The organism is Kitasatospora sp. NPDC029367 (genome assembly GCF_055569135.1).
Genome location: NZ_JBVHYH010000054.1, coordinates 44,383 through 64,412 on the forward strand (window position 1 = coordinate 44,383; position 20,030 = coordinate 64,412).

General features: G+C 73.2%; 14 protein-coding genes. 9 read left to right on the plus strand and 5 right to left on the minus strand.

What is annotated here, in order from left to right; genetic code table 11:
- The first annotated feature begins 116 nt into the window (after window positions 1–116).
- From ACZ4W5_RS26110 to ACZ4W5_RS26120, 3 genes are all read left to right on the plus strand, one after another.
- Entirely contained in the window at window positions 117–1,475 is a 1,359-nt protein-coding gene (locus tag ACZ4W5_RS26110) for a DUF2252 domain-containing protein (RefSeq protein ID WP_465657248.1), read from the plus strand.
- 66 nt (window positions 1,476–1,541) lie between these two features.
- The gene (locus ACZ4W5_RS26115; protein ID WP_465657250.1) at window positions 1,542–2,459 is read left to right on the plus strand and encodes a DUF6891 domain-containing protein; all 918 of its coding nucleotides are present in this window, start codon (window positions 1,542–1,544) and stop codon (window positions 2,457–2,459) included.
- Between the two features lie 26 nt (window positions 2,460–2,485).
- Window positions 2,486–2,944, plus strand: a complete 459-nt coding sequence (locus tag ACZ4W5_RS26120) for a hypothetical protein (protein WP_465657251.1) — start codon at window positions 2,486–2,488, stop codon at window positions 2,942–2,944.
- Window positions 2,945–2,999: 55 nt separating this feature from the next.
- Here ACZ4W5_RS26120 and ACZ4W5_RS26125 read toward each other — a convergent pair whose 3' ends face one another.
- Together ACZ4W5_RS26125 and ACZ4W5_RS26130 are read right to left on the minus strand one after the other, a co-directional pair.
- Complete coding sequence (locus tag ACZ4W5_RS26125) at window positions 3,000–3,911, minus strand: diacylglycerol kinase (protein ID WP_465657253.1); 912 nt, start codon at window positions 3,909–3,911, stop codon at window positions 3,000–3,002.
- Window positions 3,908–5,530: an FAD-binding oxidoreductase gene (locus ACZ4W5_RS26130; RefSeq protein WP_402478572.1), complete on the minus strand. Its 1,623-nt coding sequence runs from the start codon at window positions 5,528–5,530 to the stop codon at window positions 3,908–3,910. Before ACZ4W5_RS26130 ends, ACZ4W5_RS26125 begins: the two co-directional genes overlap by 4 nt.
- Window positions 5,531–5,550: 20 nt before the next feature.
- Between ACZ4W5_RS26130 and ACZ4W5_RS26135 the strand changes: the two genes are divergently transcribed.
- Window positions 5,551–6,177, plus strand: coding sequence for a TetR/AcrR family transcriptional regulator (locus tag ACZ4W5_RS26135; protein WP_465657254.1), 627 nt, complete (start codon window positions 5,551–5,553; stop codon window positions 6,175–6,177).
- Entirely contained in the window at window positions 6,174–7,778 is a 1,605-nt protein-coding gene (locus tag ACZ4W5_RS26140; protein ID WP_465657255.1) for a glycerol-3-phosphate dehydrogenase/oxidase, read from the plus strand. The genes ACZ4W5_RS26135 and ACZ4W5_RS26140 overlap by 4 nt, the downstream gene beginning before the upstream one ends.
- A 40-nt stretch (window positions 7,779–7,818) precedes the next feature.
- Here the strand turns inward: ACZ4W5_RS26140 and ACZ4W5_RS26145 are convergent, their stop codons facing one another.
- Entirely contained in the window at window positions 7,819–8,112 is a 294-nt protein-coding gene (locus ACZ4W5_RS26145) for a hypothetical protein (protein WP_360241943.1), read from the minus strand.
- 277 nt (window positions 8,113–8,389) lie between these two features.
- Here ACZ4W5_RS26145 and ACZ4W5_RS26150 point away from each other — a divergent pair, with 277 nt between their 5' ends.
- Entirely contained in the window at window positions 8,390–8,965 is a 576-nt protein-coding gene (locus tag ACZ4W5_RS26150; protein ID WP_360241946.1) for a TerD family protein, read from the plus strand.
- Window positions 8,966–9,079: 114 nt separating this feature from the next.
- Here the strand turns inward: ACZ4W5_RS26150 and ACZ4W5_RS26155 are convergent, their stop codons facing one another.
- Window positions 9,080–10,330, minus strand: coding sequence for an FAD-dependent monooxygenase (locus tag ACZ4W5_RS26155; protein WP_465657257.1), 1,251 nt, complete (start codon window positions 10,328–10,330; stop codon window positions 9,080–9,082).
- Window positions 10,331–10,563: 233 nt separating this feature from the next.
- On the opposite strand from ACZ4W5_RS26155, the gene ACZ4W5_RS26160 reads away from it, so the two are divergent.
- Together ACZ4W5_RS26160 and ACZ4W5_RS26165 are read left to right on the plus strand one after the other, a co-directional pair.
- Window positions 10,564–12,606 carry an oxidoreductase gene (locus tag ACZ4W5_RS26160; protein WP_465657259.1) on the plus strand — a complete coding sequence of 681 codons (2,043 nt, stop codon included), beginning with the start codon at window positions 10,564–10,566 and terminating at the stop codon, window positions 12,604–12,606.
- A gap of 174 nt (window positions 12,607–12,780) precedes the next feature.
- Window positions 12,781–13,527 (plus strand): hypothetical protein, encoded by a 747-nt coding sequence (locus ACZ4W5_RS26165; protein ID WP_360241955.1) that lies wholly within the window; start codon window positions 12,781–12,783, stop codon window positions 13,525–13,527.
- 66 nt (window positions 13,528–13,593) lie between these two features.
- Here ACZ4W5_RS26165 and ACZ4W5_RS26170 read toward each other — a convergent pair whose 3' ends face one another.
- Entirely contained in the window at window positions 13,594–14,007 is a 414-nt protein-coding gene (locus tag ACZ4W5_RS26170; protein WP_465657261.1) for a DUF2690 domain-containing protein, read from the minus strand.
- Window positions 14,008–14,507: 500 nt separating this feature from the next.
- Here ACZ4W5_RS26170 and ACZ4W5_RS26175 point away from each other — a divergent pair.
- Window positions 14,508–20,030, plus strand: a 5,523-nt coding sequence (locus tag ACZ4W5_RS26175; protein ID WP_465657263.1) for a polymorphic toxin-type HINT domain-containing protein, incomplete at its 3' end; no start/stop codon positions are given.

Consider the following 20,030-nt stretch of genomic DNA (forward strand, 5'->3'; position numbering starts at 1 on the left):
CTCCCTTTCTTTTCTTCTTCCTTTTTTTCTCTGCTTTCTTGTCCGGCGCGCCCGGGCCCCCCCCCCCCCCCCCCCCCCCCCACGCTGGTCCCAGGGCCGACGGACGGAGCCGCCGCATGACCACCCCTGCCGAACGCCGCCGTACCGGCCGGGCCGCCCGGGAGCGGGTCTCCCGCTCCGAGCACGGCCGGTGGATCCCGGCCGCGGACCGGCCCGATCCGCTCGGCGTGCTGGAGGCCCAGGGCGCGGACCGGCTCGCCCGGCTGCTGCCGATCCGCTACGGGCGGATGGCCGACAGCCCGTTCGGCTACCTGCGCGGCGCCGCCGCGGTGATGGCCGCCGACCTCGGGGCCGTCCCCGACACCGGGCTGACCGTCCAACTCTGCGGCGACGCCCACCTGTTGAACTTCGGGGTGTACGCCTCGCCGGAACGTTCGCTGCTCTTCGACGTCAACGACTTCGACGAGACCCACCCCGGGCCCTTCGAGTGGGACGTCAAACGCCTCGCCGCCAGCATCGTGGTCGCCGCCCGCGACCACGGCCAGGACGACGACCGGGCCCGGCGCGCCGCCCGCACCGCCGTCCTGGGCTACGCCGCCGCGATGCGCCGGCTGGCCGGCCTCGGTGAACTCGACGTCTGGTACAGCCGGATCGACACCGCGGACCTGCTGGCGCTGGTCCGCAGGACCAAGCGTCGCAAGGCGGTCGAGGCCGGCCTCGACCGCGCCCGGCGCCGCACCAGCCTCCAGGCCTTCGGCAAGCTCACCGAGGAGCGCGACGGCCGGCGCCGGATCATCAGTGCGCCGCCGCTGATCGAGGAGCTGGAGCGGAGCGAACTGCAGGGCGTGGGCCAGGTGTTCAGCGACTACCGGGCGACCCTCGCCGAGGACCGGCGGGTCCTGCTCGACCGGTACCGCTTCGTCGACGCGGCGATGAAGGTGGTCGGCGTCGGCAGCGTCGGCACCCGCTGCTACATCCTCCTGCTGGAGGGCCGGGACACCCGCGACCCGTTGTTCCTGCAGCTCAAGGAGGCCGGCCGGTCGGTGCTGGAGGACCACCTGCCGCCCACCCGGCTGGAGGCCGAGGTCGCCGCCCACCACGGCGGGCGCCGGGTGGTCACCGGGCAGCACCTGATGCAGGCGGCCAGCGACATCTTCCTCGGCTGGACCACCGGCCCCGCCGGGCGGCACTTCTACGGGCGCCAACTGCGCGACATGAAGGGCTCGGTGGAGGTCGACACGATGACCGCGCCCGGTCTGCGCGCCTACGCCGACCTGTGCGGGCGCGCCCTCGCCCGGGCCCACGCCCGTACCGGTGACCGCGTCGCCGTCGCCGGCTACCTGGGCGGCGCCGACACCTTCGCCGACGCCGTCGCCGACTTCGCCCTGCGGTACGCGGACCGGACGGCGGCCGACCACCGGGAGCTGGTCGAGGCGATCGCCTCGGGGCGGATCAGCGCGACCCGGGGGGTGTGAGCGCGGTCGCGCCCCCCGGGCGGCCTGGCCGGGCCCGGTGTCAGTGGCGTGTGCAAGGGTGACCGCATGCTGGCGATCACGGTGCAGACGAACGACGAGCGGCACTCGAGGGTGACCGCGGGGGAACTGGCGGAGTTGGTCCGGCACATCGGCGCCGGGGCCGACACCTTCCTCGTCGTGCAGCGGATACCGGACCTGCCGGACGTCTACATCCAGGTGTGGCACAAGGCGGGCGGCCACTACGAGCTGGAGCACCGCGACGGCTCCGCCGACCGGCACTTCGAGGTGCGGGTGGACGAGCCGGAGGCCGTGGTCACGGCGATGACGGGCTGGGCGCGGCACGAGCCCGGCTGGGGCGAGGGCCTGGCCTGGGCGCCGCTGGACTTCGGCCCGGCGCCCGAGCCGGTGCCCGAGCCGGAGCTGGCGGCGGAGGAGCGGCGGCAGTTGGAGGAGCAGCTGCGGCTGACCCTCGCCTGCGGCTACACCGACCGCGCCCGGCTGGCCGAGCAGGCCGAGGAGTACCTGGTGTCGGGCGAGCGCCGCCCGCTCTCCCGGGCCCAGGCCGAGCAACTCGCCGACCGGCTCTGGCTGGAGCGGGTCGGCGTGCAGAGCGGCTGGATCGGGGAGACGGATCCGGAGCGCCTCGCCCGGGCCTTCGCCGCGCTGGAGGCGGGCGGCATCACGGCGCGGGAGAACTTCGCCTGCTGCCGTTCCTGCGGGGAGGCGGAGATCGGCGCGGCCGGGGCGCCGGAGGCCCGGGGCTTCGTCTACTTCCACTCCCAGTGCACCGAGTCGGCCGCCGCCGGGCGCGGCCTGTCCCTGCTCTACGGCGGCTTCGACGGCTCCGCGGCGACCACCGCGGCCGTCGGCCGGGAGGTGGTGGCCGCCCTCGCGACCGTCGGCCTGCCGGCGGTGTGGAGCGGCGACCCGTCCGACGCGATCGAGATACGCCCGCTGCTCTGGCGGCGCCGGCTGGTCGGCTGACCACGTACGCAGGGGAGACCGAACGAATGAGTGCCGACGTGCTGTCGGTGATCCCGACCGACCCGCAGTGGCGGCCGGACGCGGCGGCGGCCGAGCGGGCCCGGGCGCTGGCGGCCGAGTTCCTCGGCGAGGACGACGGCGCCGAACTGGAACTGACCTGGCACGACCGCACGGCACTGGTCGACTGCGGCGCGAACCTGGAGCGGATCGGCTGCCCGCACTGCGGTGGCGCCGTTCCCCTGGGGTGGTGGTCCGACCTGATGGAGGAGCACGCCGACGGCGGCTTCGCGACGCTTGCCGTGACGGTGCCCTGCTGCGGTGCGGCGACGACCCTGGACGCCCTGGAGTACCACTGGCCGTGCGGCTTCGCCCGCTTCGAGCTGGAGGTGTGGGACCCGGAGCAACCCTGGTTCACCGAGGCCCAGTTGGCGGCCCTGGCCGCCGCCCTCGGCCACCCGGTCCGGCAGATCAGGGCGCATCTGTGAGGACGGGCCCTCGGGCCCCGGGCGGCCGCCGCCGCCCGGGGGGTTCCGGGGGGCCTCAGGGCACCAGCAGGCGCAGGGCCTCGCGTCGGACCGTGACGTCGACGGGGAGGGCGGTGATGAACTCGCCGTCGGCGTAGGCGGTGATGCCCGGGGACTCGATCCGCAGCGACTCGGTGCGCAGGGTGGTGACCTCCGGGTGGGTGGTGTGGGTGCCCTTGAAGAGGGTGGGGAAGAAGCGGGCGATCCGCAGCCGGGGCATGGCGTCGACGAGGGTGACGTCGAGCAGGCCGTCGTCGGGGAGGGCGGCGGGGCAGATCAGCATGCCGCCGCCGTAGCTGCGGGTGTTGCCGACGGCGGCGAGGGTGAGGTCGCGTTCGATGACGGTGCCGTCGGCGAGGGTGATCCGGAACGGCAGCGGTTTCAGGTTGGCGAACTCGGCGAGGATGGCGAGGTTGTAGCGCATCCGGCCGCGCGGCCAGCGCAGCCGGTTGGCGCGGTCGCTGACCAGCGAGTCGAAGCCGCTGGCCAGGACGGAGCCGTACCAGCGCACGGCGCCGTCCGGGCCGGTGATCCGGCCGAGGTCGACGGTGCGGGTGCGGCCGGCCGCGATGACCTCGGCGGCGGCCTCGGGGTCCCCGATGGGCAGGCCGTACTCGCGGGCGTGGTCGTTGCCGGTGCCGGCGGGTATGACGCCGAGCGGGACGGCGGTGTCGGCCAGGGCCTGGAGGGCGAGGTTGACCATGCCGTCGCCGCCGACCACGGCCACCGCGTCGGCCCCGCCGGCCGCCGCCTCGCGGGCGAGGCGCACGGCGTCCTCGGCGGAGCGCCCGGCCTGCGGTTCGACCTCGATGCCGAGGGCGCGCAGGCGGGCGACGGCCCGGCGGGCGGCGGGTTCGGCGTGGCCGATGCCCGCCGCCGGGTTGGTGAGAACGGTGACCCTGCGGATGACGGTTCTCGCCGCGGTCATGGGATCAGCTTGCCGGGGTTGAGGATGCCCGCCGGGTCGAGTTCGGCCTTGACGGCGCGCAGGATGCGCACGCCGAGGTCGCCGATCTCGTCGGTCATCCAGGGCCGGTGGTCGGCGCCGACCGCGTGGTGGTGGGTGATGGTGCCGCCCGCGCGGAGGATGGCGTCGCCGGCGGCCCGCTTGGCGGCGCCCCAGCGGGTGAGCGGGTCCTCGCCGAGGGCGGCGACGACGGTGAAGTACAGCGAGGCGCCGGTCGGGTAGACGTGCGAGATGTGGCACAGCACGAGCGAGCCGGGCAGGGCGGTGGTGAGGGCCTCGGTGACGGCGGTGCGCAGATCGGCGAGCCGGCTCCAGCCGGTGGCCGTCTCCAGGGTCTCGCAGAGCGCGCCGGCGTTCAGCAGCGAGTCGCGCAGGTAGGGCGCGTTGAACCGGCCGTGCTCCCAGGCCCGGGCGGGTGCTTCGCCGAGCGAGGTGCCGCCGGCGGCGAGCAGGACGGCGCGGGTGAGGCCGTGTCGGGCGGCGACCTGTTCGGCGGTGCCCTCGAAGACGGTGACGGCGAGGCAGCCGCTGACGGCGGGGGCGCCGCCGATCTGTTCGGTCAGGGCGAGGTTGATCATGGTCTCGGCCTCGTCGGAGAGCCGGATCACGGTCGGGCCGGTGCCCTGCTGCTCGACGGCGCGCAGCGCCGCCGTCCCGGTGGCGAAGTCGGGGAAGCTCCACGCCTCGTACGCCTTGACGGCGGGCAGCGGGTGGACGCGCAGGCGCACGGCGGTGATGACGCCGAGGGTGCCCTCGGAGCCGAGGAAGAGCTGGCGCAGGTCGGGGCCGGCGGCGGAGGCGGGGGCGCGGCCGAGGTCGAGCGTCCCGCTCGGGGTGACCACGCGCAGGCCGCGGACCATCTCGTCGAAGCGCCCGTGGCCGGCCGAGTCCTGACCGGAGGAGCGGGTGGCGGCGAAGCCGCCGATGGTGGCGTAGCGGAAGCTCTGCGGGTAGTGGCCGAGCTCCCAGCCGCGCTCGGCGAGCAGGGCTTCGGCGGCGGGGCCGGTGAGGCCGGCGCCGAGGACGGCCTCGCCGGAGGTCTCGTCCAGGTCGAGGAGCTGGTCGAGGCGGCGCAGGTCGAGGGAGACGACGGCGCGCAGGTCGCCGCGTTCGGGGTCGAGCCCGCCGACCACGCTGGTGCCGCCGCCGAACGGGACGACGGCGATGCGGCGTTCGGCGCAGACGGCGAGGACGGCGGCGATCTCCTGTTCGCTGCCGGGCAGCAGGACGGCGTCGGGCGCGTCCTGTTCCGCGCGGCTGCGGCGGCGCAGCAGGTCGGGGGTGGACTTGCCGCCGGCCCGGGGCAGCCGGTCGGCGTCGGCGGTGCTGACGTGCTCCGCGCCGACGGCGGCGGCGAGCGCCTGGACGTCCTCGGCGGTGATCCGGGTGGGGTGCAGCACGACCTCGGCGGCGCTCGGCCCGGGGGCGGCGTCGCCGGTGACGCCCAGGGCGGCGGCGAGGAGCCCCTTGATGTCCGCGGACAGCTCCTTGGCGAGGGCCGGGTCGCCCCAGGCGTTCCACTTCATCGGGGGGAGCGGCAGCGCGGCTGCGGCCGCTCCCGCTTGCGTCTCAGGTGCCATGCGTTACAGTTTCACACATCATGTCAAGTAGTAACGCCACGGCCGGAGCGCCGCGCAGCACCGACGACGCGATCCTGGACGCCGCCGCCGACCTGGTCGTGCACCTCGGCGTCCGCCGCACCCAGCTGGCCGAGATCGCGCGCCGCGCCGGGGTCAGCCGCCCGACCGTCTACCGGCGCTGGCCGGACGTCCAGGCGGTGATCGGGGCGCTGCTCACCCGCGAGATCATGACCACCCTGGAGAGCACCTCGCTGGGCGCGCACGACCAGGGGGCCCCGGGGGGCCACGGGACGCCGGTGCACCGCGAGGCCTTCGTGGACCAGGTGGTCGAGGTCGCCGTCCGGCTGCGCGACCATCCGGTACTCGGCGCACTGCTCCACTCCGACGACTCCGACCTGCTGCTCCAGTACGTGGTGGAGCGGCTCGGCGAGAGCCAGCGCGGCCTGCTGGAGGCGCTGCGCACCGGCATCGCACTCGGCCAGGCCGACGGTTCGGTCCGGGCCGGGGAGCCGACCGAACTGGCCGCCATGGTCCTGCTGATCGCCCAGTCCACCGTCCAGTCGCACCGCATGGTGGCCTCCCTGCTGCCCGAGGCGGCCTGGCGGCGCGAACTGGCCAGAGCGCTGAACGGATACCTCGCGCCATGACCTCCAAGGCCGACCGCTTCGCCGGCACCGCCCAGCTCAACGGCGTACGACGGATGCGCGAACTCGACGCGCTCGCCGCCGACCCGCGGATCGACCTGCTGGTGATCGGCGGCGGGGTGACCGGCACCGGGGTGGCCCTGGACGCCGCCGCCCGCGGCCTGCGGACCGTCCTCGTCGAGTCCCGCGACCTCGCCTTCGGGACCAGCCGCTGGAGCTCCAAGCTGGTGCACGGCGGCCTGCGCTACCTCGCCTCCGGGCGGGTCAAGGTCGCCCGGGAGAGCGCCGTCGAGCGCGGTGTGCTGATGACCCGCACCGCCCCGCACCTGGTCCGCGCCCTGCCCCAACTGGTGCCGCTGCTGCCGGACCTGCTGCGCCCGGGCCAGGCCGCGCTGATCCGCGCGGGCTTCCACGCCGGGGACGCGCTGCGGCTGAGCGCCGGGACGCCGGGCGCCCTGCTGCCCCGGGTCCGCCGGATCGACGCGGCCCGGACCAGGCAGCTGGTGCCGGCCGTACGGACCGACGGCCTGCGCGGCGCGCTGGTCGCCCACGACGGCCAACTCGTCGACGACGCCCGGCTGGTGGTCGCGCTGGCGCGCACCGCCGCGCAGTACGGGGCGAGCGTGCTGACCCGGGTGCGGGCCGAGTCCGTCACCGGGACCTCCGCCCGGCTGGTCGACGCGCTGAGCGGCCAGTCGCTGACCGTCACCGCGGGCGCGGTGGTCAACGCCACCGGGGTGTGGGCCGGCGAGGTGGACACCTCGATCAAGCTGCGCCCCAGCCGGGGCACCCACCTGCTGGTGGACGCCGCGACCCTCGGCCACCCGGTGGCCGCGCTCACCGTGCCGGTGCCCGGCTCCACCAGCCGCTTCGTCTTCGCGCTGCCGCAGCAGCTGGGCCGGGTCGCCGTCGGCCTGACCGACGAGGACGCCCCGGGCCCGGTCCCGGACGAGCCCCAGCCCACCGGGGCCGAGCTGGACTTCCTCCTCGACACCGTCAACACGGCCCTCGCCACCGCGCTGACCAGGGCGGACGTACGCGGCGCCTACGCCGGGCTGCGCCCGCTGATCGACACCGGGGGCGGGAACACCGCCGACATCTCCCGGGAGCACGCGGTGCTGGAGTCCCCGTCCGGGGTGATCACCGTGGTCGGCGGCAAGCTCACCACCTACCGGCGGATGGCCGAGGACGCGGTGGACACCGCCGTCCGGCTGCGCGGCCTGCCAGCCCGCACCTGCTGGACGGCCCGGCTGCCGCTGGTCGGCGCCCCCGGCCACCGGGACAGCCGGCCGCTGCCGATCCAGGGGGTGCCCGCCTCGCTGGTCGTCCGGCACGGCGGACTGTCCCAGGAGGTGATGGCGGCGGGGGAGTCGGCGCCGGTGGCGGAGGGCCTCGACGTGACCCGCGCCGAGGTCGCGTACGCCGTCACCCACGAGGGCGCGCTGGACGTGGCCGACGTGCTGCACCGGCGGACCAGGATCGGGCTGGTGGCGGAGGACGCCGAACGGGCCCGCGCGGCGATCGAGGAGATCGTCGGTGAGATCGCTGGGGACAGCGCCGGGGATGTCGCCGGGGACAGCGCCGGGGAGATCGCCGCGGAGTGAGTGGGGCCGTGGGCCGCCGGGGCGTCAGCGCGCGGTGCGTTCAGCGCGCGGTGCGTTCCGGCATCGGGTGTTCGGCGCCCGCCAACTCCAGCACGCAGGCGAGCGGGTGCTCCGCCCGGCCCGTCCGGTCCAGTCGGACGGCCAGTGGTCGCGGCGGTTCCTCGGCGAGTTGCCCGGACAGCGTCAGCGGGTAGCCGCCGTGGCCGTGGGTGCGGTGGAAGGCGCACTCCTTGCCGTCCACCAGCAGCTCGGTCTCGGTGATCCAGCCGGAGCGGACGTTGACGGTGACCGAGTGTCCGTCCCGGTCGAGGTGGAAGCTGTACCGCTGACGCATGGGAACCTCCCGCGAGGGCCTCGGAACGGGGACGGCCAGGGGATCCACCGCCAGTCTAGGTCGGCCGTATCCTCCCGGCGCTCCGGCCGGTACCGTGATCGGAGCGCGAGGGATCGGGCGCGAGGGGTCGGGTAGAGGGGGGATCGGAGGGAGGGGGCGATCGGTTCCCGCTCCGGCCCCTGAGAAATCCCCGGGGCGGGGCCCGCCCGCAGGCGGATTCTCGCGATCTCTACAGTGTTGTAGATTCGTCCGCAGGGAGAGATCCGAGGAGGGCATTGTGGGAGTTTCGCTGGCCAAGGGCGGCAACGTCTCGCTGAGCAAGGAGGCGCCCGGACTGAGCGCCGTGATCGTGGGTCTCGGTTGGGACGTCCGCACCACCACCGGAGCCGACTACGACCTGGACGCCAGCGCGCTGCTCTGCAACGCGCTCGGGAAGGTGGTCTCGGACCAGCACTTCGTCTTCTTCAACAACCTCCGCAGCCCCGAGGGTTCGGTCGAGCACAGCGGCGACAACCTGACCGGTGGCGGCGACGGCGACGACGAGCAGATCAAGGTCGACCTGGCCCGGGTGCCGGCCGACGTCGCCAAGGTGGTCTTCCCGGTGTCGATCTACGACGCCGACGCCCGGCTGCAGAACTTCGGCCAGGTCCGCAACGCCTTCATCCGGGTCGTCAACCAGGCCAACGGCCAGGAGATCGCCCGCTACGACCTCACCGAGGACGCCTCGACCGAGACCGCGATGGTCTTCGGCGAGCTGTACCGCAACGGGGCCGAGTGGAAGTTCCGCGCCATCGGCCAGGGGTACGCCTCCGGCCTGCGCGGCATCGCCACCGACTACGGCGTGAACGTCTGACCGCCTGCACGCCAGAACATCTGCACGCCAGAACGCCTGAACATCTGATCGCGTGATCGCGTGATCGCGTGATCACCTCCGGGGCCGGTGCGGCCCCGGCCCGGGCGGGCCGGTTCAGCCGGCCCGCCCGAGCGCCTGTCCGCCGAACCCCGAACCGCCGCCGCCGAGTTGGCCCTGCCACCAACCGGCCATCGCCGAGGCGTCCATGGCCGACCAGTCCGGCGCCGCGGTGACCTGGGCCCGGCCCAGTGACCGGCCCAGGTCCACCAACTCCCGCCCGGCCGGGGTCCGTTCCCGGTCGTACGCGGCCAGCAGCGGCCCCCAGGAGCGGCCGCCGAGCCGCTGCCCGGCCAGCTCGAAGGCGTGGGCGTCCTGCAGCGCCTTCACCGCGCCGCTGGTGTTGTGCGGGCGGACGACGGTCGCCGCGTCCCCGCCGATCAGCAGCCGTCCGGCGGTGCGGTACGGGACCGTCAGGTCGTAGACGGGCTGCAGCAGGGTCCGCTCGCGCGGGGTCGGCGCGATCACGGCGGCCCAGTACGGGGGCAGCTGCCGCGCGGCGAACTCCCGCATGCCGTCGAGCTGTTCGTCGGTGAGAGTGCCGGCGGCGACGGCCGTCGGGCCGTCCAGGCGCAGCCAGTCCGGGGTGGGCGCGTAGAAGACCCAGTTCACCAGGGTGCTGCCGGGGGCCAGTCCGGGAATGCGGTAGAGCACGACCTGGCCGCCGGGGTAGCAGACGGTGGCGCACTCGTCCTCCGGCCAGGCCGCCGCCCCGCCGGGCAGCTCGTCCAGCAGTGCGGCGTCGTAACTGCCGCGCCAGCACACGTAACCGGCGTACTCGGGTGCGGCCTCCGGGCAGACCGCCGCCCGGACCACCGAGCGGTAGCCGTCCGCGCCGATCACCAGGTCGTACGGGGTGCGGGTGCCGTCGGCCTGCTCCGTCCAGGCGCCGTCGTGGTCGCCGCCGACCGCGGTGACGGTGGTGCCCGGGCGGTACTCCACGGCCGCCGGGGTCCGCTCGCGCAGGGCCTGCCAGAGCACCGCCCAGTGGTGCGAGTGGAACGGGAACGGCTGGACCCAGAGCGGCCGCCCGCGGCCGTCCGGCCCGCCGACCTCGCCGGCCGGCCCCCGGGTGACCCAGCGGCGCACGGTGAGCCGGTGGCGGCGGGTGTCCGGGGGGACGTGGCCGGCGTCCACCAGTTCGGCGAAGCGGTCGTTGTGGGTGCAGATCCCCAGGCCGCGGTCCTCCAGCCGGCCCGGGCTGCGCTCCAGCACCACGACCCGTTCGGCGCCCAGCCGGGCCGCCGCCCCCGCGAAGGCGCTTCCGGCGATGCTGCCACCGACCACGGCCACCGAGCCACCCCGCATGGGCCGTCCCCTTCCGCCGAGCCCTGTGAGGCCGGGAAGGGTCTTCCGGGCCCCCTTGCGCAGGGAGTCGACGATACGCGGGGCGGACCGGGCGCGGAGGGGGTTGCGACCGTTCCGGTTGAGCTGCCGGCATCCGGGCTATGCAACTAGTTGCATAGCCCGGCGAACGTCCCCTACTCTGCGGTAACAATCCGGGAGACCCCTCCCGCCGCCGCCCCTCACAGGAGACGTCGATGAGCTCGACCCCCGGCAGCAGCCGCTACCCGCACCTGCTCAGCCCGCTCGACCTCGGCTTCACCACCCTGCCCAACCGGGTGATCATGGGCTCGATGCACGTCGGCCTGGAGGAGGCCCCCGGCGGCTACCAGCGGATGGCCGCGTTCTACGCCGAACGCGCCCGCGGCGGCGTCGGCCTGATCGTCACCGGCGGCATCGCCCCCAACGAGGCCGGCCGCCCCTGGGACGGCGGCGCCATGCTGACCACCGAGGCGGAGGCCGACGAGCACCGGGTGGTCACCGACGCCGTGCACGCCGCCGGCGGGAAGATCGCCCTCCAGATCCTGCACTTCGGCCGCTACGCCTACCACCCCGAGCTCGTCGCCCCCAGCGCGCTCCAGGCCCCGATCAGCCCCTTCGTGCCCAACGAGCTCACCGCCGAGCAGGTCGAGCAGACCGTCGAGGACTTCGCCCGCTGCGCCGAACTCGCCCGCCGGGCCGGCTACGACGGCGTCGAGATCATGGGCTCCGAGGGGTACCTGATCAACGAGTTCGTGGTCGCCGCCACCAACCACCGCACGGACGAGTGGGGCGGCCCCTACGAGCGGCGGATGCGCTTCCCGGTCGAGATCGTCCGCCGGGTCCGTGAGCGGGTCGGCGAGGACTTCATCATCGTCTACCGGCTCTCCATGCTCGACCTGGTCCCCGGCGGCTCCACCCTCGACGAGGTCGTCCAGCTCGCCCAGGCCGTGGAGGCCGCCGGCGCGACGATCATCAACACCGGCATCGGCTGGCACGAGGCCCGCATCCCCACCATCGCCACCTCCGTCCCGCGCGGCGCCTTCGCCTGGGTCACCCAGCGGGTGATGGGCAAGGTCGGCATCCCGCTGGTCACCACCAACCGCATCAACACCCCGGAGATCGCCGAGCAGTTGCTCGCCGACGGCAAGGCCGACCTGGTGTCGATGGCCCGCCCGCTGCTCGCCGACGCCGACTTCGTCGCCAAGGCCCGCGAGGACCGCGCCGACTCCATCAACACCTGCATCGGCTGCAACCAGGCCTGCCTGGACCACACCTTCAACCTCCAGATCACCTCCTGCCTGGTCAACCCGCGCGCCTGCCACGAGACCGAACTCGTCCTCGGCCCCACCGAACTGCGCAAGTCCATCGGCGTGGTCGGGGCCGGACCGGCCGGCCTCGCCTTCGCCGTCTCCGCCGCCGAACGCGGCCACGCCGTCACCCTGTACGACGCGGCCGACACCGTCGGCGGCCAGCTGAACATCGCCCGGCGGATCCCCGGCAAGGAGGAGTTCGGCGAGACGCTGCGCTACTACCGCACCCGGCTGGCCGAGTTGGGCGTCACCCAGCGCCTCGGCGCCGTCGTCGGCGCCGAGCAGCTCGCCGCCGAGGGCCACGACGAGATCGTCCTCGCCACCGGCGTCATGCCCCGAACTCCCACCGACATCCCGGGAATCGACCACCCGAGCGTGCTCGGCTACCTCGACGTGCTGCGCGACGGCGCACCGGTCGGCGAGCGGGTCGCCATCCTCGGCGCGGGCGGGATCGGCTTCGACGTCGCCGAGTTCCTCACCGACCAGGGCGACCAGGCCAGCCTCAACCCGCCGGTGTTCCAGGCGAAGTGGGGCATCGACCCGGAGTACCGCGAGCGCGGCGGGCTGCGCGCGCCCGAGCGGCCCACGCCCCCGCGCAGCGTCCACCTGCTGCAGCGCAAGAGCAGCAAGGTCGGCGCCGGCCTCGGCAAGACCACCGGCTGGATCCACCGCACCGAACTCAAGCACCGCGGCGTGGTGATGGTCGCGGGCGCCACGTACGACCTGATCGACGACGCCGGCCTCCACTACACCGTGGACGGCGAACGCCAACTCCTGCCCGTGGACACCGTGGTGCTCTGCACCGGCCAGGAACCGCGCCGCGAGCTGGCGGCCGAGCTGCGCGAACGCGGCCTGTCCGTGCACGTCATCGGCGGTGCGGACGTGGCCGCCGAACTGGACGCCAAGCGGGCCATCAAGCAGGGGACGGAACTGGCCGCCTCCCTCTGACGCCGGGTGGCCGGGGGGCTACCCGGCGTACCGGGGCCCGCGGCGCCGCGCCGCGGGCCCCGGTGGCCCGGCCGCTCCGCTGACCTGCGGAGATGCGCGCCCCGCGCGCCCGGCCCGGGACCCGGTGCGACACTGGTGCCCTGTCCCTGCCCGACCTCTCGACCGGGGGCCAGCATGTCCCTCCCGAGGCCTCTCCACGCCCTGGCCGCCGCCGCCCTCGTCGCGGCGGCCGCCCTGGGGCCGACCGTCGCCGCGAGCGCCGCCGCGAGCGCCGCCGGTTCCGCGCCGGTGCTGCCCTCCGCCGACCAGCTGAAAGCCGCGCTGCTCACCGCGAACGACCTCGGCCCCGGCTACACCGAGGCCCCCGCAAGCGGCAGCCCGGGCCCGAGCGAGAACCCCACCCCCGTCAGCGGCTGCGACGCGCTCAACGCCCTGATCAACATGCACGCCACCGGCTCCGGCCCCGCCACCCCGCGCGCCGAGACCGAACTCGACGGCCCGGACGGCGGCAACCCGATGGTGACCGAGGCCCTCACCGCCGAGGACCCGGCCCGGCTCGCCACCGACTTCGCCACCGCCACCGACGCGTTCAGGACCTGCCACACCATCACTTTCAACGCCGGCACCGACGCCTCGGTGACCTTCACCGTCACCCCCGTGACCCTCGGGGACCGCCAGGACGCCCCGGCCGTCCGCCTCGACGGCACCCTCGCGGGCGTCCAGCTCAGCGCCTACCTCGGCGTCGAGCGCTTCGGCACCGTCGGCATGGCCTACGGCTTCTTCCAGCGCCAGGGCGCCGATGCCCAGACCGCCTCGATGCAGTACCGCAGCGCCGTCGCCAAGGTCGAGCGCACCCTCGGCACGACCGCCGGCAGCACCACCCCGCCCACCGTCACCGCGACCCAGGGCATGTCGGTCTGACCGCCCCGGGACACACGGCGGCCCCCGTCGAGCGCAGCGCTCGACGGGGGCCGCCGCGTGGTCGGCCTAGTACCAGCCGGTCCGGTAGAAGCCCTTGGAGCCGGCGGAGCTGGCCTGCGACTGGATGTCCTTGTCGTTGTCCATCATCGACCAGATGGCGCCGGCCGAGGACGTGAAGGTGGAGTAGTCGCTCTCCTGGCCCGGGTGGTTCTGGATCCCCACGGACTCACCGGGGACGGCGTTCCGGTCCCGCGCCCAGGCGGCCCGGCAGGACGGGCTGTAGCGCAGCTCCAGGTCGCCGTTGGTGGAGACGGTGATGGCGTCGTTGGCGCAGGTGGTGGTGGCCGGGTCCTTCCCGGTGCAGCTGCTCGCGTAGCAGCTGGTGGCGGCGGAGGCCGGGGAGGCGACCAGCACCGCCCCGGACACGGCCAGGGCCAGGGTGGCGCCGATCGTCGCGGTCTTGCGGGCGAGGGAACGCATGGAATCCTCCGAAGCGGTGAGGGGGGATCGACGGATCAACGCCGCAACTCTCGGGCCCCGCACCGCCGTCCCGCTACCGTCCCACCGTCCCCGGGACATCCCGGCCCGTCCCGGGAAGCCCCGCCGGGGCGGCCGCACCCCGTGGCGGCCGCCCGTCCCGCCGGTCAGCGGAGGAACCTGACCATGTCGGTCTGACCCGGGGCGCCACGAGAACGGAAATAAGGTTCGTCAACCTCATTTTTCGGCAGGGCTGCCCGATTTGACTTCACCACTCCCCATTTCCTCCGGTGTGATGCTGATCACGTCGGAACTAGTTCGACAACGTGCTGGACCGCCCTGCCTTGCCAGGCCTACGCTCCGCCCTTAGTTGTCGGGTTCGCGCGCGTGCGCGGTCCCAATTCGACTGGGGGAAAGACGTGTTCGTGAACAATGTCCGTTTCCGTCGATTAGTCACCAAGGAATGGTCGCCTCCGACAAGGGCGAAATCCCGAATGGCCGCGGTGAGTTCGTTGGCGATCCTGGGGTCGCTGCTGTCGCCCGTGGCGCCGGCCCTCGCAGCAGGGGTTTCGGGCGACAAGGGCGGGATCTGGTCACCGCCGAACACGCCGCTGTCGCGGACGGCGTCGGTGCCCGGGGCTGCCGACCACCCCAAGTCCTCGGCACCGGCGACCGGTTCGCCGAACTGGGTGCCGCCGAAGTCGGTGCCGCAGCCGAAGTCGGGCAGCGTGGTGGTGGGGCTGGACCCGAGTGGGGCGAAGCAGGCCGGTGACCTGCCGGTGTGGCTGGCCCCGGTCGCGCCCTCCACCGGGGCTGCCTCGGTGCAGGTGCGGGTCGCCGATCCCGAGGAGGCGTCCGCCGCCGGTGTTCCGGGCACCGTGGTGTCGCTCTCGCGCGGTGAGGCGCCCGAGGCGGGCCGGGTCCGGATCGGGATCGATCCGGGTGGGCTGGGCTACGGTGGCGACTTCGCCCACCGGGCGCGGCTGGTGGAGCTGCCGGAGTGCGCGCTGAGCACACCGGCAGCCGATGCCTGCCGCACCCGGAAGCCGGTGGCCTCGCACTACGACGAGCAGACGAAGCAACTGGTGGCGGAGGTCGACCTGCCCGCCGCCCCCGCCTCGGCCGCGCGGCAGCGGGCCGAGGCGCAGCCGGCGGGCCCCGCCCCTGCTCCGGCGCAGGTCCTGCTGGCCCTGGACGGCGCGCCGTCCAGCGGGACGGGGACGTACAGCGCCACGCCGCTCTCCTCCAGCCAGAGTTGGGCGGCCGGCAACGCCTCCGGCTCGTTCAGCTACAGCTACCCGATCCAGCTGCCGCCGACGCTGGTCGGGACCCCTCCGGCGTTCTCCCTCGAGTACGACTCGGCGTCGGTGGACGGCAGGACGGCGTCGACGAACGCCCAGGCGTCCTGGATCGGTGACGGCTGGGACACCAACGTCGGTTTCGTCGAGCGCTCGTACCGGGTGTGCGACAAGGCGGGAATCCCCGGTTCGGGTGACCAGTGCTGGGGTGGCCCGAACCTGACGCTGTCGCTGGGCGGGCACTCGGGCGAGCTGGTGCCGGACGACGCGTCTTGTGTCGGCGGCACCGCGACGGACGAGCAGTCGAAGTGCAAGTGGCGCCTGAAGGGCGATGACGGGACGAAGGTCGAGTTCCTGACGGGTGCCAACAACGGGACCTGGAACGGTTCGTACCTGAAGGTGACGGACACGTCCGGGACGGTGTACTACTTCGGGCTCAACCAGCTTCCGGCGGCGGACGGTTCGCCGAGCAAGGTGGGGCCGGAGAGCAAGTCGGCCTGGACGGTTCCGGTGTACTCGCCGAACTCGGGGGATCCCTGCTACAACTCCTCGAAGGGCAAGGGATCCTGGTGTCAGACGGCGTGGCGCTGGAACCTGGACTACGTCGTGGACCCGCACGGCAACCTCGCCACGTACTCCTACACACCGGAGACCAACTCGTACACCCGCGGCGCGGCCCTGAACGCCGGCAAGGGTGAGCCGAGCTCGTACACCCGTGGTGGCGTGCTGGCGTCGATCGCCTACGGGCAACTGCTCTCCGACCAGTTGGGTGCGGGCGGCTCCTACCAGGCGGCGGCGCAGGTGGACTTCGACTCGGGTGAGCGGTGCGTCTCGGACGCGGCGACCTGTGACCCGGCGAAGCGGACGGCGGCGAATGCGGCGAACTGGCCGGACGTGCCGATGGACAAGCAGTGCCAGGACGGTGCGGCCTGCACCAACTACGGTCCCACGTACTGGTCGACGAAGTGGCTGAACGGGATCACCACCTCGATCCGCTCCGGCGGCTCGTACCGCCCGGTCGACCGCTACGACTTCACCCACGTGTTCAAGACGCCGCAGAACGCGACGGAGAACGCGCCGATCGCCTGGCTGCAGTCGGTGAAGCGGACCGGCAAGGACACCGCCAACGGGCAGGCCGAGCAGCCGCTTCCGGCAGTGACCTTCGCGGACCTGCTGCTGCCCAACCGGGTGGACGGCCTGGTGCCGGCGCGTCCGCGCTACAACCGTCCGCGGCTGGCGGTGATCACCACGGAGACCGGTGGCACGATCACCGTCTCCTACACCAAGGACTCCTGCTCACGCACGACGGGCCGGATGCCGGCCTCGGCGGACAGTGACACCCTGGCCTGCTTCAACGTGAAGTGGTTCGACACCGGTGTGCAGACGACGGTCGATGACTGGTTCCTGCGCTATCCGGTGGACACGGTGACCGTCGACCCGAACGCCAAGCTGATCTCGGGCGCGGTGCCGCAGACGACCTCGTACTCGTACGGCCTGGCGGCCTGGCACCGCAACGACGGCGCGCTGGTGGAATCGGACTACCGGACCTGGGACCAGTTCCGGGGCTTCGCGAGCGTGACCGCGGTGACGGGTTCGGGCAAGGACGGGCCGCAGGCCAAGTCGACCACCAGCTACTACCAGGGCATGGACGGTGACCTCAAGGCCGACGGCAAGCCCAGGGGCGCCTCCGTCGCCGGGGTGAAGAGCGGCAGCCGGACCGACTCCGACTGGCTGTCCGGCCGGACCCTGGAGACGGATGCCTACGCGGACGCCTCGGCCGACGCCAACTCCCCGCTCTCCTACGAGATCAACACCTACGAGCACCCGTCCGACCGGGCCACCCACGCCCGTATCGGCCTGCCGGACCTGGTCGCCCGCTACGGCTCCACCAGGACGACCAAGACCACCACGGCCGTCACCACGACCGGCACCCGGAACACCTCGACGGTGACCACCACCGACCCGGACAACAACAACCGGGTCACCAGCTCGCTGAGCACCGCCGACGGGACCCCGGACGTGTGCACCCGCCAGAGCTATGCGAGCGGCGGTAACCCGCAGATGACCGCCCTGGTCTCCGAGGTGCTGGTCGTCTCGGGAACCAACGCCTGTACGGCGGGCCAGACTTCGGCCAACACGGTGTCCGACACCCGCACCCTCTTCGACGGCCAGGGCTTCGGCGGCGCCGGAACGAAGGCGGACGCGACCGGGACCCAGGTGCTGGACGGCTACGACGGCAACGGCGCTGCGCAGTACGTCACCACCTCCGCCACCACGTACGACGCCTACGGCCGGATCGCCTCCGTCACCGACCCGACGGTCACCGACAGCGCCAACCCGAACGGTGCCGTCACCACGACCTCCTACAGTTCCGCCAACCCGGGCGAGTTGCCGAACCAGGTGGTCACCGGCAGCCCGGCCCCGGCCGGCGCGCCGGACGCAGGCACCGCCCGCACGACCACCACCACGCTCAACCCGGCCCGCGCCATGGCGCTCACCTCGACGGACGTCAACGGCCGGACCACCAGACGGAGTTACGATGCTCTGGGGCGGTTGAAGGCGGTCTGGCTGCCCGGTCGGGACACCGGGGCCGGCGCGAACTACACCTACGACTACGCGGTGAACGGCACCGACTCGCCGTCCACCGTCACGACGAGGGCCCTGCGGCCTGGCGGCATCGACTACGGGATGTCGACCCAGATCGTGGACGGCCTGGCCCGGGCGGTGCAGACCCAGACCGATCCGGCGATCTCGGCCTACAAGGGCCGGATCGTCGCTGACACCTTCTACGACTCGCAGGGCCGGGTGAACCGCTCCTACCAGCCGTACTACGACGACACCAACACCCCCAGCACGACCCGGTGGATCCCGGACGGTGCGAAGGTACCGAACGCGACGGTCACGATCCGGGACGGTCTGGGCCGGACCACCAGCAGCCAGTTCGTGGCGCTGGGCGCGCTGCAGACCACCACGACCACGGCCTACCCCGGCGCTGACCGGGTGGACGTCTCGCCGCCGGCCGGTGCCACCGCGACCAGCACGGTCACCGACGCCCGTGGGCGCACGGTGCAGTTGTGGCAGTACAGGACGGCCACGGCGACCGGCAAGCAGGCCGACGCGGACGTCACCGGCTACACCTACACGCCGGGCGGCCAGGCGGCCACCCGGACGGATTCGGCCGGGAACACCTGGCGTTACACGTACGACCTGCGAGGGCGTCAGGTGAAGGCCGACGACCCGGACACGGGTGTGTCGACCCGCAGCTACGACGCCGCCGGTCGGTTGGTGTCGACGACGGATGCCCGCGGGCAGAGCGTCGCGATCACCTACGACCTGCTGGGTCGCAAGACGGGCACCTACAACGGGTCGGTCGCTCCGGCGAACCAGCTGACGGGCTATGCCTACGACACCGTGGCGAAGGGGCAGTTGACGGCATCGACCCGGTTCGTGGGTGGTGCGGGTGGTTCGGCGTACACCAAGTCGGTCGGTGAGTACGACGCGGCGTACCGGGCCACCAAGACCTCGCTCTCCCTTCCGGGGGCCGAGATCGGCAGGAGCGGACAGGTCAGCTTCGACTACTCGGCCGCCTACAACCCGATCAGCGGGGCCGTCACCAGCGAGACCCGGGCCGCGGCGGGTGATCTGGCGCAGGAGGCGGTGAACTACAACTACGAGGCGTTCGGTCAGCTCAACGATGTGAGCGGCTCGGGGTACACCTATCTGCGGCAGGCGGACTGGGACGCGTACGGGCGCAACATCCGTGACACGATGAACCCTTGGGGCACCCAGGTCGTCTCGACGAACACCTACGACGAGTCGACCGGGCGTCTGCTGACCCAGTACGTGGACAAGCAGACGGCCACCACCGGCACCGTCCAGAACACCACCTACGCCTACAACCCGGCCGGTCGGGTCACGGCGGTGCGGACGATTCCGGACAACAGTCCGGACCGGACGGACCTGCAGTGCTTCACCTACGACTACCTGGGCCGGCTGACCACGGCGTGGTCGGACACCGGGCGGCTCAACCAGCCCACGCCGTCGCTTGCCGGGCAGGGGTCGTGTGCCAATGCGACGCCCACCAGCGGGGCTTCGACGGCGGGTACCACCACCGTCGGCGGCAGTGCGCCGTACTGGCAGGACTACAGCTACGACGCGGTCGGCAACCGGACGAAGCTGGTCATGCACAACCCGACCGGTGACCAGTCCAAGGATCTGACGATCAGTCAGGACAGCCCGGCGCCTGGGAGCCGTAACACCGGTACGGGTGCGGGTGGTCCGCACGTGCCGACGGCGGTGAAGTCGACGTTCCCCAACAACGAGAGCACGCCGGGCAGTTACCAGTACGACGCGGCGGGGAACACGACGAAGATCGCCAACCCGGGGGCCAACAAGACCCTGGGCGCCGGCTTCGTACTCAACCCGGGTGAGTCGGTGCGCTCCAGCAGCGTGCAGCTGACCATGCAGTCGGACGGCAACCTGGTGCTGACCTCGCTGCGGACCGGTCTGGTGACGTGGTCGACGAACACGGGCAACCACCCTGGCGCGTGGGCGACGATGCAGGACGACGGCAACTTCGTCGTCTACGACCCCCAGCGGGTTCCGCTGTGGTCCTCGCAGAGCTGGGTCGGGGCGAACAGCAAGTACTTCGCGGTCGTCCAGGACGACGGCAAGTTCATGGTGTACGCGCCGGGCTGGGTCCCGAAGTGGGACTCCCACACCTGGAAC